The 12,269-nt window shown below is 44.2% G+C and carries 14 protein-coding genes; all 14 read right to left on the reverse strand.

Features of this window, described 5'->3' with window-relative positions; translation table 11 throughout:
• The coding region (locus tag DOT_RS28610; RefSeq protein ID WP_009618712.1) for a type II toxin-antitoxin system HicA family toxin at positions 1–171 on the reverse strand (171 nt) is incomplete at its 3' end.
• 148 nt (positions 172–319) lie between these two features.
• A complete protein-coding gene (locus tag DOT_RS11790) occupies positions 320–1,438 on the reverse strand; it encodes an HMGL-like family protein (protein WP_009618714.1) in 1,119 nt (372 codons plus the stop codon).
• A gap of 22 nt (positions 1,439–1,460) precedes the next feature.
• Positions 1,461–2,297, reverse strand: a complete 837-nt coding sequence (locus DOT_RS11795; RefSeq protein ID WP_009618716.1) for a radical SAM protein — start codon at positions 2,295–2,297, stop codon at positions 1,461–1,463.
• A gap of 149 nt (positions 2,298–2,446) precedes the next feature.
• Positions 2,447–2,716, reverse strand: coding sequence for a 4Fe-4S dicluster domain-containing protein (locus tag DOT_RS11800; protein WP_009618718.1), 270 nt, complete (start codon positions 2,714–2,716; stop codon positions 2,447–2,449).
• Between the two features lie 60 nt (positions 2,717–2,776).
• Entirely contained in the window at positions 2,777–3,154 is a 378-nt protein-coding gene (locus DOT_RS11805; protein WP_009618720.1) for a NifB/NifX family molybdenum-iron cluster-binding protein, read from the reverse strand.
• Positions 3,155–3,293: 139 nt separating this feature from the next.
• On the reverse strand, positions 3,294–4,583 hold the full coding sequence (nifN, locus tag DOT_RS11810; protein ID WP_009618722.1) for a nitrogenase iron-molybdenum cofactor biosynthesis protein NifN: 1,290 nt from the start codon (positions 4,581–4,583) through the stop codon (positions 3,294–3,296).
• A complete protein-coding gene (gene nifE, locus DOT_RS11815; protein WP_009618724.1) occupies positions 4,576–5,943 on the reverse strand; it encodes a nitrogenase iron-molybdenum cofactor biosynthesis protein NifE in 1,368 nt (455 codons plus the stop codon). Before nifE ends, nifN begins: the two co-directional genes overlap by 8 nt.
• Positions 5,944–5,961: 18 nt before the next feature.
• Positions 5,962–7,380 (reverse strand): nitrogenase molybdenum-iron protein subunit beta, encoded by a 1,419-nt coding sequence (nifK, locus tag DOT_RS11820; protein ID WP_009618726.1) that lies wholly within the window; start codon positions 7,378–7,380, stop codon positions 5,962–5,964.
• Positions 7,381–7,403: 23 nt separating this feature from the next.
• Entirely contained in the window at positions 7,404–8,840 is a 1,437-nt protein-coding gene (gene nifD, locus DOT_RS11825; protein ID WP_009618728.1) for a nitrogenase molybdenum-iron protein alpha chain, read from the reverse strand.
• Positions 8,841–8,878: 38 nt separating this feature from the next.
• Positions 8,879–9,706 (reverse strand): nitrogenase iron protein, encoded by an 828-nt coding sequence (gene nifH / locus DOT_RS11830; RefSeq protein WP_009618730.1) that lies wholly within the window; start codon positions 9,704–9,706, stop codon positions 8,879–8,881.
• 49 nt (positions 9,707–9,755) lie between these two features.
• A complete protein-coding gene (locus DOT_RS11835) occupies positions 9,756–10,139 on the reverse strand; it encodes a P-II family nitrogen regulator (protein ID WP_009618732.1) in 384 nt (127 codons plus the stop codon).
• A 2-nt stretch (positions 10,140–10,141) separates the two neighbouring features.
• A complete protein-coding gene (locus DOT_RS11840) occupies positions 10,142–10,459 on the reverse strand; it encodes a P-II family nitrogen regulator (protein ID WP_009618734.1) in 318 nt (105 codons plus the stop codon).
• A 388-nt stretch (positions 10,460–10,847) separates the two neighbouring features.
• Entirely contained in the window at positions 10,848–11,273 is a 426-nt protein-coding gene (locus DOT_RS11845) for a HutP family protein (RefSeq protein WP_009618736.1), read from the reverse strand.
• A gap of 204 nt (positions 11,274–11,477) precedes the next feature.
• A partial coding sequence (locus DOT_RS11850; RefSeq protein WP_009618738.1) for a lipid II flippase MurJ occupies positions 11,478–12,269 on the reverse strand: 792 nt, incomplete at its 5' end.

A 12,269-nucleotide genomic window follows, 5' to 3' on the forward strand; every position in this document is an offset into this window, starting at 1 on the left:
AAAAATGCTCTGTATTGTTCTTGCTGACAAGTCTTTTTGGGGATGAGGAACTGTAACCTTCCCTTTTTTAGTTGCATGTTTAAATTGAGCATGAGAACTCGTCTGTTCTTTTATCACCCAACCCTCTTCTTTTAGTATTTTGAGGATTTCGTTCGAAGAAAAGCTTTTCATCTCTTTCCTCACCTCTTAAAACTATTATAGAACGTATATATATACGTGTAAATGTTTGCATGTTGCCTTTACCTATTCCCCTTAACGCCAAAAAACCTCCTTTTCAAGCTGTTAAACTTTCAAGGAGGTTTTTGCTTTTCTTTTTGTTCTAACATGGGCTTACTACGATTTCCATGATATCTTCTTCATCCAGGGGCCTTTTAAGCTGATGGGTCTGATGTAATATTTTTATTAAAAGGTCATCAATCGTTTCCTGATCCAATTCAATCCCTTTCGCTCTCAATAACCTTAAGATAGTCTTACGACCAGAGTATTTACCAAAGGAAGTAGAATGCTCCCTGCCCACGCTCTCGGGTGGATAGGTCTGGTAATTCGCATAATCTTTCTGTATCCCGTCAATGTGAATCGAGGAAGTATGGGTAAAAACGTCTTTTCCGATAATGGGTTTTGCCTGGGGAATTTTGCGGTCCGTTGCCAAACTTACCATTAAACAAATTGAATTTAAACGCTTCAATTCAAGACGCACCTCTTTATTGAGACTGTATTTGAGTGCTACAGCAACCTCTTCGAGCGAGGCATTACCGGCCCTTTCGCCCAGTCCTCCGACTGTTACGCTTACAGCTTTAAAACCCGCTTGAATTGCCGCTAGAGAATTCGCTGTAGCCATTCCTAAATCATTATGCGCATGAAATTCCAAGGGTACTGCCGTTTTTTTGACTAATTCTTGAAGAGTAGAGAAAATTTTAAGAGGCTCAAGAATTCCCACAGTATCAGCAAAGCGTACCCGGTTAACGCCCAGCTTCTGAGCCTCTGCTAATATCTCGGCGAGAAATGTTAAATCTGCTCTACTGGCATCTTCCAAACCGAGAACAAGATAACCAACTTCTTTTTTAGCCTTAAGGATACATTCTCCCATTTGATTAAGAACCCAGGCACGATCTTTTCTCAATTTGTTTTTGATTTGTTGGTCCGAAGCAGGGATGGAAATAGCGACTCCCTCGACCCCTGTTTGGAAACTGGCCTGGAGATCTGAAAGAACGGCACGATTCCAAGTGATTAGTCGCACCGGTAAATGGAGAGCAGCCAAGTGGGAAATCGCTTTAACTTCTGATTCGCCCATGGCTGGTACTCCCACTTCCAGTTCATCAATCCCAGCATCCGCCAAAGCCCGCGCGATCATTTCCTTTTCCGGTAGGCCAAAAGCTACACCAGGAGCTTGCTCACCATCTCGCAAGGTTGTATCACATAACAATACCTTTTGCTCCATCTAAAGTAACTCCCTTCCTATGTTAAAGCAAGCCAATGGCATCTGCACGGCATTGTTGACAATGTTTCATTTGGGGAAGAATTCCGCCAAGAACGCTGCGGCTACTTGTTAGCAATTCTTTACTTGGAGCCTTGAGATGAGCGAGTTTTCCTTGAGGAATCAAGGGCATAATATTGTGAATATGCGCACCCCTTTTCTTAATCTCTAAAGCTAAGCTATATAAAAGCTGATCATTAACATTAGGCATAAGCACAGTATTGATTTTAACGGTCATTCCCGCCTTGGAAGCCAATTCAATCCCCTTAAGTTGATTGTCGATCAAGATCCTTGCCGCATCAGGACCGATTAAGGTTTTCCCTTCCCACTGAATGTAACTGTAAATTTTTGCACCAATTTGCTCATCCAGGGTATTCAGGGTAATCGTTACATGGGACACCCCGATATCCACTATTTCCTCGATTTTCTCAGGTAAGAGAAGGCCATTAGTGCTTAAACATAAGATCATCTCGGGAAAGATTTTTTTGACCCCTCTCAGTGTTTCGAAGGTCGCGCTGTTTGCTAAAGGTTCTCCAGGTCCTGCAATACCAACAACGGTAAGCTTTGATCCAATATCCGAGGCTTTGGCCTTAACGACAGTTTGAAGCGCTTCTTCTGAGTTTTGTACCTTACTGGTTACACCTGGACGGGATTCATTAGCACAATCAAATTTGCGCACACAATAATTACAAGATATATTGCACCCAGGTGCAACGGCCAAGTGTATCCGTCCGGTATTGCCATGCCCTTTTGTTGAAAAACAAGGATGTCCAAGATTCAGGTTGGGAGTATTCATATTTCCTTGTGTACATTCGTTATGCATATCAATCCCTCCAATCGTTTCGTTTTTTAATAGATGGTCACTTCGTCATCTTGCCATCCTTGGCAATGCTCTAAGCTCGAACCTTCTGCGCGAGCCCTTGGCTGTGCCCTAAAAAGTCCTACAGATGTAAAGTCTTGCAACTCACATAATTAAGCCGATTTTTCCTTAAACGTATAAGCTTGGCGCACACATATGCTGCCACAAGCCTGACAACCGACGCAATGGTCCTTATTAGCAATTATGGCTACGTGCCGTTCTGTCCCTTCATCATCCTCGAAGCTTTCCAGGCCTAAACATTTTTGCACACATAATTTCACACATCGTCCACAGCCAAGGCACTTAGCACGATCAATCTCTGCGACATACTTTGGAGTCCAGGGTAGCCCGCCAAAGGTTTGGTAAATTATTACTTCGCTCATTTTTTATCCTCCTTAGTAAAGAGTTCTCTTAGTAAAGCTAAACTAGTTCCAACATTTAAATCATTGAGAAGCTTCAACATTACTCAATTTCTTTTTTAACCACGGTGGCAGTTTTTTAGATTGCAGCAATTTGTCCACCTTGTCAACTTCATTGACAATTAGAGTTCCTTCAGGGACCTTCATTGGATGAATACCGCTTTGCACTAAACGTGCTGCCGCGGGACCGCCAATCTCTGTGCAATAGACGATAGCACACTCTTTGAGCATATTGATTCGAGCAAAAACCTTATCAAGCGATTCATTCAGGTCTTCAGCTGCAAGAGACGTGTGAATAATCCCTTGCTCCCCCCCAGTAAATTTATATAATTCAAAAGCAGGTGCGGATGCAAAATGCGAGTCAATATTTAATCCGTCGCTGCTAGCAAAGGCTATAAGCATACCTTCCCCTCCTAAAATCTAGTAAATTAACATTCTAACTTGATCATTAACATCCTTCTCTTTAGAAATTAACCACCCTACCCTTAACAATTAAGACTCACTCTTAATAATTAACTTCTTACCCTTATCAATTAACTTCCTAACCTAGCGAATTCAACATGTCAAACAGAAATTGTTGAGTACCTTCATAACCAATCCAGCGTTTCTGAGGATAACCAACACGGTCAAAGACAGGCAATCCTGCTCTCAAATGAGGGATCTTCAGCAACCCTGCGGCTTGACGGCCGTTGGAATTGGCAATGATTAAATTACTATGAACCGCTCTTTCCTCAAATGTTTCCAGATCTCCCACTTCAATGGGGATTGGTAAAGACAATCTGTGGATACCTGCTTGAGATGCCGCCAAGGCTACCGTGAGCTCGGAGCCTACCTCAACTAGACAAGAAGCTAAACTATACAACAAATCCATTTCCAAGGCGATGGCGATCTTTTGACCGCCAAGTTGGTCATGATAGTCGGCTAGGGTATCCAACAAGCGACTTCTTTGGCGAAGGAGCTTCTCGGGGATCGGTTTACCCGATATCTTGGCAAGAGCTAACACGAACGCATCAGATGCAGTAAGACCAGTTATAGAAGGGAAGTTAAGATGGGGAATTTCGTACATCTGCTTTAAGAAATCTCCCGCTTTCTCCATACTTAGCCCAAACGATAAACAAGCACTACATTTTGGCAAACGCTGAAAATCTTCCAGTAATGTTCCGCCCTGAACCACCGGGGCGGCTTCTAATTCGGCGTGCCCATCCAAGGATATTGATAGATCAGGAATGGTAATCGGCTTAAATCCAAATTCCATCACAATCTCTTTGAGTTCTTCGACATCACCTGGAGTTAAATGACAACCAGGCAACAACGCGATGGAAGGGGCTTGCTCAGCATAAGATTGATCTAACGTATTGGCGGGATGCTCCGCCAAGGTCGTGAGCAGAGCCTCTACCGTCAGCTGATAACCTTCTTGCATGGAACCGATATAATCCGGCGTACTGGCCAAGACAACCGGCAAATCGACTAAATCCGGTCTTTCTGAACGCAGGCTAGTCAAGGCACTAGCCATGTCATCTCCAAAGGTTTCCGTTAACCCGGTACTCATCACGCCAATAATTTGCGGTTTATATTTATCAGCTGCTACAGCAATTCCTTTCTTAAGGTGTTCCCATCCTCCAAAAATGACGGTGTCTTCCAAAAGAGCGGTTGAATTTAAGGGAATTGGTTCCTTATAGTGCCTGGAAAGCTGTAACCGAATGAATGAAGAACATCCCTGAGAACCATGGAGTAAAGCTAAAAGTCCATTGACGCCGAGGTAGGCGAGAGTCGCTCCCAAAGCAGGGCTGTTTTTTTGCGGGTTTCCGTCATAATGTCTTGTTTTAGCCATCTAGCTCACCCTCCTTCGGGGGAAATTCTTGTTTTAAAAGCCCCCAGACAGGACTCAGCACCGTACGCGTTAAGGACTCGGCAAAGGTAACCATCCCCTGATAACCGGCATAAGGCAATTTTCGACCGTGATTAATATCCAAAAAGGGTGTTCTTGTTTTATGGGCTAAATATTTGGTTTTTCCTCCGGCTACGATCAGATCCGGTTTCTTCTCGGCAATAATCTTGAGAAAACCCGCTGAACTTGTATCTTCAATAATCTGAGCTGAGGGATCCATCAATTCTTTCATGCGCTGGAAATCCTCTGGGGTCGAATTTTGGGTTCCTCCAGCCAAAATATTGATCCCTAACTCAGCCAAGGTGGAAACCATCGACCAAGTTTTGACCCCGCCTGTAAACAAAATAGCCTGTTTGTTCTCCAGTAACTTTTTGTATTCCGCAATGGTCTTGCGCGTTTCCTCCTCCTTCTTTTGCACATAAACTAACGTTCTCTCCACTAAATCAGGATCACCCAAGGCTTTGGCAATATTGACTAACGTTTCAGAAGTATCATGAATCCCGTAAAACGACCCCTCCATAAACGGTATCCCATAGCGGATTTCCATCTTCCGGACTAAATTAGTTAAACTTTTAGAACAGATCAACACATTCAGGCTTGCTCGGTGAGCAGATCGTAAGTCATCAAATTTGGCATCCCCAGTAATGGCTGTTTGGAGAGTGATCCCCAAGTTTTTCAAATCCGGTAACACTCCCCAGAGATCTCCGGCAATGTTATACTCTCCGATCAGGTTGATAGAAAGGGGTATTTTCTCGTCAGAACCCACCCCTGTACCGATAACCCGATCGAATAAAACCTCACCTGCAATACGATTTCCAATATTTTTGTCCCCCAAAAAGCCCGGACAATTCACTGCAATGACTGGAATGGTCAGCCCCGCTTCCGCTTCTCGGCAAATCTTGTCGACATCATCTCCGATCAGGGAGGAGACACACGTGGCGTAGACAAAAATAGCTTTGGGATTATGTCTCGCCGCAATCTCCAGGATAGCCTCTTTCAGCTTCGCTTCCCCGCCGTAAATCACATCATTTTCCATGATATCTGTGGTCAATCCCCGCCGGTAGAGCTGGGAACCGGAGGAGCGGGCTCCTCGGTTATCCCAAGAGTTTCCGGCACAAGCAATCGGACCATGAACAAGATGAGCAACATCCGTAATGGGCATGAGCACAACGCGTGCTCCGTCATATGCGCAACTTCTCTCAGCGCCTTCGCCGGGCAGGGCCTTCATGCATAATTTAGGTGAACCTGCATCAGACATGCACTTTTTATCTTTGAGATCCAATTTTGTAAGATTGGTAAACATGAAGCACCCCTCCGTTCTTTAACGCATTAATTCAAAATAGGCATCCGTTGAAGTCCTGTCCAGCTCATCCAAAAACGTATTGACGATCATGGTTACAAGGTTTATGACTCCTGAATAGCCAACGATTGGATAGCGATGGAGGTTCACCCGGTCGTAGATAGGGATACCTACTCTGATCAATGGGATATTGGCATCACGGGCAGCATACTTGCCATGACCATCACCGATTAACATATCCACCGGTTCTGTGACCAGCAGAGAGCGCAGATGCCAAAGGTCTTTACCAGGATAGAGTGTAGCACCTTGGCCATAAGGGCTTTCGGCCAGTAATTTTTCCATAGCTTTCTTAAAAGGCACAGTGGAGTTGGTGCAAACTATGTGTACCGGCTCTCCTCCCATTTCCAGTAGGAATGAGACAAGGCCTAACAGGATATCCGGGTCGCCAAACAATGCAAATCTCTTGCCATGGATATATTGATGACAATCCGTCATGGCATCGACGGCACGTCCCCGCTCAATGGTTATTTCCTGAGGAACCTCTTGGCCCGTGAATTTGGCAATGGCTTGAATAAAGTTATCCGTACCCGAGAGCCCGATGGGCATGGGAATCGTTTCGACGGTCACTCCCTTTCCGGTCAGATATTTGCTGGTCGTTGGGGTGGAATAGGCCTGTAAGAGTAAATAACTTTTAGCATTTAAAGCTTCATTCATTTCAGCAATTGACGTGGCGGGCGGGTACAATTCGTAAGTCCCCAAATTAGGAGCATCTAAAACATCACTATTATCAGGTAAAAGGGTAAAAGGAGCATCCATTGCTTTGAGAAGACGTTTATATTCACGCAAATTTGAGGGATAAGTGTCAAAACCAGGGACAACGTAGAGACGATCGTTGATTGTATCTTCCTGTCTGGGTTTGGCTAAACATTCGATGAGGCTTTTGAGTGTTGAGTCGTACCCTGTGATATGAGAACCTTTAAAGCTCGGAGTATTGGACAAAGCTACCGCTAAATCTTGGGGTATAGCATCCTGTTCCTTGGCATTACCTAAATAAGCCTTGATATCGTCCCCAATAACCTCTGCCATGCAGCTCGTAAATACTGATATAACCTTGGGTTTATAAACAGCATAAGCATTTCTTAATCCTTCAATTAAGTTAGATTGCCCGCCAAAGACTGCCGAATCCTCTGTCATCGAATCTGAAACAGCTGCCACAGGTTCTCTGAAATGACGGGATAAGGTGCTGCGAAAATAAGCAGCGCAGCCTTGAGAACCGTGTACAAACGGCAGACATCCTTCGATCCCTAAGGCACAAAGCAAGGCACCCAGGGGTTGACATGCTTTGGCCGGATTAATGACCAACTTTTCTCGGGCAAAATTCAATTCCCGGTATTCCATGCTATTAAGCCATTCTTTTGATCCCTTTATGCAAGTTTCCATATACTACATCCTTTCTGCCCAAGTTATTTTGTCCAAGGAGCCTTGACAGCCTTCCAAGTAGGACTGTTAACAGCCATATCCATATCGCGGGCAAAAATCGGGAATCCCTGATATCCGTGATAAGGCCCTGAGTAATCCCAGGAGTGCATTTGACGGAAAGGCAGACCCATTTTTTCAAAGACATACTTCTCTTTGATTCCCGATCCGACCAAATCCGGCTTTAACTTACTCACGAATTCTTCAATTTCAATTGCCGTGACATCATCATAAATTAATGTTCCGTCTTTGAGGTTGGCCATGCTTTTGTCATAATCTTCGCCATGCGCAAATTCATAGCCCGTACCGATAACCTCCATGCCCAAATCTTCATAAGCTCCCACAACGTGTCTGGGACGAAGGCCTCCGACATAAAGCATTACTTTTTTTCCTTCCAGACGTGGACGGTAGATATCGATCACTTTTTGCATCTCGGCATCATATTTCTCGATGACTGTTTTGGCTTTTTCCATAATACTGTCGTCAAACATGGCAGCGATTTTTAAGATTGACTCCCTGATCTTGGTCGGTCCAAAGAAGTTGAATTCCAGCCAAGGTGTTCCGTAAGTTTCCTCCATATGTCTGGCCATGTAGTTCATACTGCGGTAGCAGTGGATTAAATTCAGCTTAACAAGATGTCCGTTCTGGAGCATTTCGATGGTGGAGTCGCCCGTCCAGATATTCACAACGTTTAAACCGATTTCTTCCAGGATTTTTTTACTGGCCCAAGCATCTCCGCCAATATTATAATCGCCGATAATCCCGACATCGTACGGTCCAACTTCTCTTCCCGGTCCCTTACCTATGAGATGATCCCGGATAGCGTCATTAGCGATATGGTGACCTAAGGACTGGCTGATTCCTCTAAACCCTTCACAACGAACCGGGATGACGGGCAGCTTAATTTCCTCGGCCATACGGCGGGAAACACTTTCAATGTCATCTCCAATCAGTCCGACAGGACATTCGGAGAGAATAGAAACCCCTTTGGTGTTTGGGAAAAGTCCCACAATCTCATGAATAATTTTCTCCAGCTTTTTGTCCCCGCCATAAATGATATCGCTTTCCTGAAAGTCCGAGGTGAATAAAAAGGGTACAAAGTTGTCAACACCGATTTCCCCCTCAGCTAAGTTCCGGCGGTTAGCCCAGGAATAATAGCCACAACCAACCGGTCCATGGGAAATATGCGTGCAATCCCTAACCGGTCCCCAAACAACCCCTTTAGCCCCTGCGTAAGCACACCCTCGGGCTGTCATGAGGCCCGGAACCGTTTTGGAATTTGATTTGACTGCGCAGCTGGCACACTCATTATTTTCTTTGATCGTAATATGCTGCCGCCGATTCTTTTTGGCCTTTTCCGGATATAACTCTAAGACTTCTTCGACGACTTGTTTTCTGAAATCGATTATCTCCTTTGTGCTCATAAACGCTGTCCTCCTCATTTCCCCATTGTTGGGGGCTATTACATTTCCATGATTCCGTATTCCATCAATAATTCTTCTAACTCCTCCATCGGAAGTGGAGTTGGAATGGTCATCATTTTGTTATTCTCAATTTTTTTAGCTAAGGCTCGATACTCATCAGCTTGTTTATGAGTTGGGTTGTATTCAATAACGGTCATTTTGCGCACCTCAGCGCGTTGAACTTCATTATCCCGGGGCATGAAGTGAATCATTTGGGTATTCAATCGTTTGGCGAGGGCTTCAATTAATTCAAGTTCTTTGTCTACTACACGGCTGTTACAGATCAAGCCCCCTAAGCGGACGGTTCCGGTTGTGGCATACTTTAAAATCCCTTTGGAAATGTTATTGGCTGCATACATGGCCATCATTTCACCTGAGGTAACAATATAAATTTCCTTCGCTTTATTTTCCCGGATCGGCATAGCAAATCCGCCGCAAACTACATCGCCCAAAACATCGTAGAACACATAATCGGTATCCGCTGTATACGCCCCGTTCTCTTCCAGGAAGTTAATCGCTGTGATTACCCCCCGGCCAGCACAGCCGACCCCAGGTTCCGGACCGCCGGATTCTGAACAGCGAACCCCTAAATACCCTTCCACTAAAACCTCATCCAACTCTAAATCTTCAACCGTCCCTCTTTCGCGAGCCAAGTCCATAACCGTCGTTTGAGCCTTACTGTGAAGAATCAAGCGCGTGGAATCTGCCTTAGGGTCACAACCAACAATCGTAACCTTCCTCCCCATTTCTGCCAAAGCGACGACCGTGTTTTGGGTAGTTGTTGATTTTCCGATACCACCCTTTCCATATATTGCAATTTGCCTCATGTCAATACATCTCCTTTAATTAGACTAGATCAAATAACTTAAACTAAATCTAGACAACTGCTTCTTTTCCAGTTTCCCCAGTGCGAACTCGAACAACCTCTTTTAAGGGCAATACAAAGATTTTACCGTCGCCCATGTGCCCAGTCTGATTGGCTTTAATAATTACGTCGACCACTTCATCAACTTGGTCATCCTGCACCACAATCGTTAACAACCGTTTAGGTATCCAATTAAATTTGGTATCATCCGCTAGCTCTTTACTCATAACGGCATTCAATTCCGGGTCGACTTCAGCCGCCCATCCTCCAATTCCGCCTTGTTTCCCACGTCCCTCAACGCTTTGAATTGTCAGAGCAGGATAACCTGCGTCTTCAAAAGCCTTCTTTGTAGCGGGTACCTGATGGCGTCGAACAAAAGCCATTATTTCTTTCATTTCTACAACCCCTTTGCCCCTTTACTCACGGTATACGCTTCTTCAACCTCAGTTACAAAGACCTTGCCATCGCCCATGGTACCAGTTTTAGCATTTTCCAGAATTACCGAAATAGCTTCATCGAGCTTTTCATCCTCAATAACCAGCAACAGCATGGTTTTAGGAAACTCATCATAAACAACATCACCAATCCGAATACCCTTTGTTCTACCACGACCAAAGACGTGCATTTTTGTCAACGACGGCATTCCGGCTTGTGCTAAAGCCTCAGCAACAACCTCCGTTTTATCAGGTCTTACAATTGCTCTAATCATTTTCATATAGTGCATCCTCCTTTAAATTTAAGTAGGTTTCATTGTGTTCAATTTCACATAGCTTTGAATAAAATGCCACCGCATCACCTCCCTCAATAGCGATGTTTAGAAAAAGACAAAGAGAGCCCCTAATTTTACTTAATTAAGGGCTCTCTAAAACACTTTTCCGCTCCAAATCATCTCTGATTTGGTGCCCGGTTATGAAGTTACACTTATCTGGATGGGTTAGTTTGTTAGACTTTCCCAAGGTTCTCTAAACACTTAAAACACTTAAAACACTTAAATTACACGCATTTACTCTATCAACACTAATGGCTTATCTACTCTAACCATTTATCTGCTCTAACAACTCAACTACAGTAATCCTAATCACACACTCTTAACCTGGCTCTAATCAAAGATGCATAACTCCCAATCCCACACGAGCATGTTCTAAAAGGGGATGGAGGGAAGAACGACCATAAATTGCAACTGCAAGCCATTCTGAATCTGTGACTAACCCGATTTTCAAAGCAAAACTAGCGTTGCTGTTGGTATGAATGAATATACTATTGCTAGCTTCCAAAGTAGCATGAACCAGGGCATGAATCTTGCGATTTTCTTTTGGAATGACACCTGTGTTGAAGGCCGTTGCCATAACTGAATTCGTTAACTTTCCAGTATGTTGAAGATTGGCAACAGTTCCTCCAAGTTCCGTCACACCACAACGCAGATTATGAGATTCAACAAGGGATTTCTTAAGCTTATCCTCTTCCTCTCTCGTCTCTGTCAAAGCTAGAAGTATTGCTGACCGTTCTAAGGAAGGTTTTACTCTTTCCATACTAGGACCTCTCAAGATATAACCTCCCTCCAGCAGCAACATAAAAAGCCGCCAGATATCTCTTTCAGAGAAGATATCTGGGCGGCTTCGTTGCCGAATGTTTATCACTAAGTGATATTACTATAGTACCCGATAAAATTACGTTTGTCACTATGTAAACTAAGCTTTATTGCTTAAAATACTGTATTCATTTTTTCCGCTTACTTAATGCGTTCCAATCTTTCGTTGCACCAAACCCATAGCCTGTTTGATTTCATCCATTCTTAAGAGTTTCGCTACCCCGGCAAATACAACAACCCCAATGGCTGTTCCACTAACCAAGACGATCAGCGAAGCCAGCATCCGATCGCCGATGAAAGCGGTCAACCATTCACTCCACTTCCAGATTACAATTGCCATAATAATTGAGGCAGCCAAGGTTTTCAGACCAGTCCACAACATATTCCAAGCATCGATTTGCCCTAAACGCTTCCGTAATACATAAAGCAGAAGCAACATGTTCACGAAAGCAGCAATCGTCGTGGCAAAAGCCAATCCACCGATGCCAAGTGGTTTAATTAATAAAAACATCGCTAGAATGTTGATGACTATCGAGATAATTCCCAAAATCACTGGTGTCCAAGTGTCCTGAAGGGCATAAAAAGCCCGCGGAAGAATTTGAATCGCGGATTGTGAAGAAATTCCAATGGCATAGTAAAACAACGGTATTGCCATAGTTAAGGTGTCTTGGGCCGTAAAATGCCCGTGCTGAAACAAAACACGAATCAGCGGATAGCGCAAAACAATCATACCTACTGACATCGGGAGCGTAATGAAAATAACCATGCGAATAGAGCTCGATATCGTTTGACGGAGTTTATCCCATTGTTTTAAAGCCGCTTGCTCCGTCATGGTCGGAAAGGTCGCTACGGCAATGGCTAATGCAAAAATACCCACCGGAAGCTGAAATAGGCGATAAGAATACCAGACAGCAGTGATGCTCCCGGGAAACAGCGA

This window comes from Desulfosporosinus sp. OT (genome assembly GCF_000224515.1).
In the GTDB taxonomy this organism is placed as follows: domain Bacteria; phylum Bacillota; class Desulfitobacteriia; order Desulfitobacteriales; family Desulfitobacteriaceae; genus Desulfosporosinus.

Excerpts from the sequence above, each read along its gene's own strand:
- DOT_RS11790 (WP_009618714.1), bottom strand. The coding sequence starts at position 1,438 with ATGGAGCAAAAGGTATTGTTATGTGATACAACCTTGCGAGATGGTGAG.
- DOT_RS11795 (WP_009618716.1), bottom strand. The coding sequence starts at position 2,297 with ATGCATAACGAATGTACACAAGGAAATATGAATACTCCCAACCTGAAT.
- DOT_RS11800 (WP_009618718.1), bottom strand. The coding sequence starts at position 2,716 with ATGAGCGAAGTAATAATTTACCAAACCTTTGGCGGGCTACCCTGGACT.
- DOT_RS11805 (WP_009618720.1), bottom strand. The coding sequence starts at position 3,154 with ATGCTTATAGCCTTTGCTAGCAGCGACGGATTAAATATTGACTCGCAT.
- nifN (WP_009618722.1), bottom strand. The coding sequence starts at position 4,583 with ATGGCTAAAACAAGACATTATGACGGAAACCCGCAAAAAAACAGCCCT.
- nifE (WP_009618724.1), bottom strand. The coding sequence starts at position 5,943 with ATGTTTACCAATCTTACAAAATTGGATCTCAAAGATAAAAAGTGCATG.
- nifK (WP_009618726.1), bottom strand. The coding sequence starts at position 7,380 with ATGGAAACTTGCATAAAGGGATCAAAAGAATGGCTTAATAGCATGGAA.
- nifD (WP_009618728.1), bottom strand. The coding sequence starts at position 8,840 with ATGAGCACAAAGGAGATAATCGATTTCAGAAAACAAGTCGTCGAAGAA.
- nifH (WP_009618730.1), bottom strand. The coding sequence starts at position 9,706 with ATGAGGCAAATTGCAATATATGGAAAGGGTGGTATCGGAAAATCAACA.
- DOT_RS11835 (WP_009618732.1), bottom strand. The coding sequence starts at position 10,139 with ATGAAAGAAATAATGGCTTTTGTTCGACGCCATCAGGTACCCGCTACA.
- DOT_RS11840 (WP_009618734.1), bottom strand. The coding sequence starts at position 10,459 with ATGAAAATGATTAGAGCAATTGTAAGACCTGATAAAACGGAGGTTGTT.
- DOT_RS11845 (WP_009618736.1), bottom strand. The coding sequence starts at position 11,273 with ATGGAAAGAGTAAAACCTTCCTTAGAACGGTCAGCAATACTTCTAGCT.